The following is a 2,960-nucleotide window of genomic DNA, read 5'->3' on the forward strand; positions in this document are numbered from 1 at the left end:
TAAAATAAACTAAATGTGTTAGAGAAGGGTTTTCTATTTTATCTATAATTATAGAGTTTTTACAACGTCTGCGCAGCGATTGCAAAGTGTAGGATGTTCGCTATCTTGACCTACTGTATCGCGGTGGATCCAGCAGCGTTCACATTTTTCGAGACCAGATGCAGCAACTACTGTAGCCACGCCTGTTTCTTCGTCTTTAACAGCCTCTGCTGGAGCAGCGCCGTTTACGATGTGAGCTTCGGATACGATAATAAGTTTAGCCAAGCCTTCTTCACCAAGAGCGTTCAATGCGTCGAATGCAGCACCTTCAGCGTATACTGTAACAGATGCATCTAGTGGGTGACCGATTGTTTTGTCTTGACGAGCAAGTTCCAATGCTTTTTGTACAGATGTACGCAAGTCTAACAATTGGTTCCATTTATCAGCCAATTCTTGGTTGAAGTGTTCAGGATGACCTTGTGGCCAATCTTGAAGCATAACGGATTCAGGCATACCGTCTTCTTTAGGCATGTATTTCCAAACTTCTTCTGCTGTGAAAGAAAGTACTGGAGATACCATTGCTACTAATGTTTTTAAGATTTCATACATCGCTGTTTGAGCAGAACGACGAGCTACGTTGTTTTTGCTTTCAGCGTACATAGTATCTTTCATTACATCAAGGTAGATGGAGCTCAAGTCTACTGTACAGAAGTTATGAATTGCATGATACAACATGTGGAATTCATAGTTTTCGTACGCATCAGAAACTTTTTGACGTACTTCTTCTAAGCGCAACAATGCCCATTTATCGAATTCGGACATATCTGCGTAAGCCACTTTATCAGTATTTGGATTGAAGTCATCCAAATTACCAAGCAAGAAGCGGAATGTATTACGGATCTTACGGTATACTTCGGATAATTGTTTTACGATGTCTTTGGACAAACGTACGTCTGCTTGGTAATCTGCGGAGGATACCCACAAACGCATAACGTCAGCGCCGTATACGTCGATAATGTCGCTAGGTGCTACTGTATTACCTACAGATTTAGACATTTTGCGACCTTCGCCGTCCACAACGAAGCCGTGAGTCAATACGGAGTTGTATGGTGCTTTACCAGTTGTTGCTACTGCAGTCAACAAAGAAGAGTTAAACCAACCACGATGTTGGTCAGAACCTTCAAGGTACATAGCACATGGTACTTCAAGATCGTTAACTTCAAGTACGCCAGCCCAAGAGGAGCCAGAGTCGAACCATACGTCCATGATGTCAGTTTCTTTTTTGAACTCATCATGACCGCAATGAGGACATTTGAAGCCTTCTGGTAACAATTCTTTTGCACTGTGAGCCCACCATGCGTCGGAACCTTCTACAGCTACTTTTTCAAGCAATGCAGACATAGTGTCGTCATTGATGATGTGCTCGCCACAGCTTTCACAATAGTAAATAGGAATTGGCACGCCCCAAATACGTTGACGGGAAATTACCCAGTCACCGCGGTCACGAACCATGTTAAAGATGCGGTCATGGCCCCATTTAGGAATCCATTGTACTTGGTTATCGATAGCATCAAGCGCTTGTTGACGGTACCCATCTACAGAGGAGAACCATTGTTCTGTAGCGCGGTAGATAACAGGGTTTTTACAACGCCAGCAGTGTGCGTATTGGTGGCGCAAGCTAGATTTGCTAAGCAATGCATTATTGTGCGCCAAGATTTTGATAACAGGCACCTCTGCATCGTGAATTTCTACGCCAGCCAATGGGAACTCAGTATCGCCATAACGATTGTCGTCTACTTGTTTAGTGTAGTTACCAGTTTCGTTAACAAGGGATACGATAGGAAGCTCAGCTTTGCCTTCTTTATTGTAACGTTGAACGATGTTAAAGTCGTCTTCACCGTGTGCAGGCGCTGTATGTACACAACCAGTACCAGCTTCAAGTGTTACATGATCACCACATAATACAGTAGATTTACGTTCTACAAATGGATGTTTGAAATCTGCCAACTCTAAGTCTGCACCGGAGAAACGATTTACGATTTCGTAGTCTTCAATACCGATATCTTTCATAGCCGCATCAACGAGTTCAGTCGCCATCAAGTAGTATTCTTCGCCTACTTTTACCCAGCCATATTCAAGCTCAGGGTTAACGGAGATTGCTACGTTGGCAGGCATTGTCCAAGGAGTAGTTGTCCAGATAACAGCAAATGCTTGTTTTGGATCTACGCCAGCTGGCAATGTTACCTTTTTCTCGGATACGTAAGGGAATTTTACGTAAATGGAGAAAGATTTTTTCTCAGCGTATTCGATTTCTGCCTCTGCCAATGCAGTTTCGCAGTGCGTACACCAGTATACAGTTTTAAGACCTTTATAGATATGACCGCGTTTTGCCATTTCGCCGAAGATACCAAGTTGTTTTACTTCGAACTCAGGGCGCAATGTCAAATAAGGGCGTTCCCATTCGCCTAATACACCAAAGCGAATGAAGTCTTGTTTTTGGTTTTCTACGCATTCTAATGCATATTCCTTACATTTATTGCGCAAATCAAGAGGCGCCATTTCATGACGGTTAAGACCAGTATTTTTAATAACCGCATGCTCGATTGGCAAACCGTGCGTATCCCAACCAGGGATATAGCGAGTATAATGACCAGTCATTGTTTTGTATTTCATGATGATGTCCTTCAACGTTTTGTTGAGGGCATGACCGATGTGCAATTTACCATTTGCGTATGGAGGGCCATCATGCAAGATGAAAGGTTTTGCGTCTTTACGCAATTCCAAACGTTTTTCGTAAATTTTGTTGTCTTCCCAGAATTTTAAGATTTCTGGTTCGCGCTTAGGCAAATTGCCGCGCATTGGGAATTCTGTTTCAGGCAAATGTAACGTCTTACCGTAATCCATGATATGCTCCTTTTACATAAAAAAATCGCCCGTCCCCGAAGGGACGGACGTAATATCCGTGGTACCACCCTACTGAC

Annotated in this window: 1 protein-coding gene; it reads right to left on the minus strand. The window is 43.0% G+C overall.

Features of this window, described 5'->3' with window-relative positions; translation table 11 throughout:
• Positions 1 to 48: 48 nt before the first annotated feature.
• The gene (gene ileS, locus RYM16_RS08950) at positions 49 to 2,883 is read right to left on the minus strand and encodes an isoleucine--tRNA ligase (RefSeq protein WP_314983396.1); all 2,835 of its coding nucleotides are present in this window, start codon (positions 2,881 to 2,883) and stop codon (positions 49 to 51) included.
• Positions 2,884 to 2,960: the final 77 nt, after the last annotated feature.

Source organism: uncultured Veillonella sp., assembly GCF_963524655.1.
Classification (GTDB): domain Bacteria; phylum Bacillota; class Negativicutes; order Veillonellales; family Veillonellaceae; genus Veillonella.

Coding starts and splice junctions, on each gene's coding strand:
- ileS (WP_314983396.1), bottom strand. CDS start 2,883: ATGGATTACGGTAAGACGTTACATTTGCCTGAAACAGAATTCCCAATG.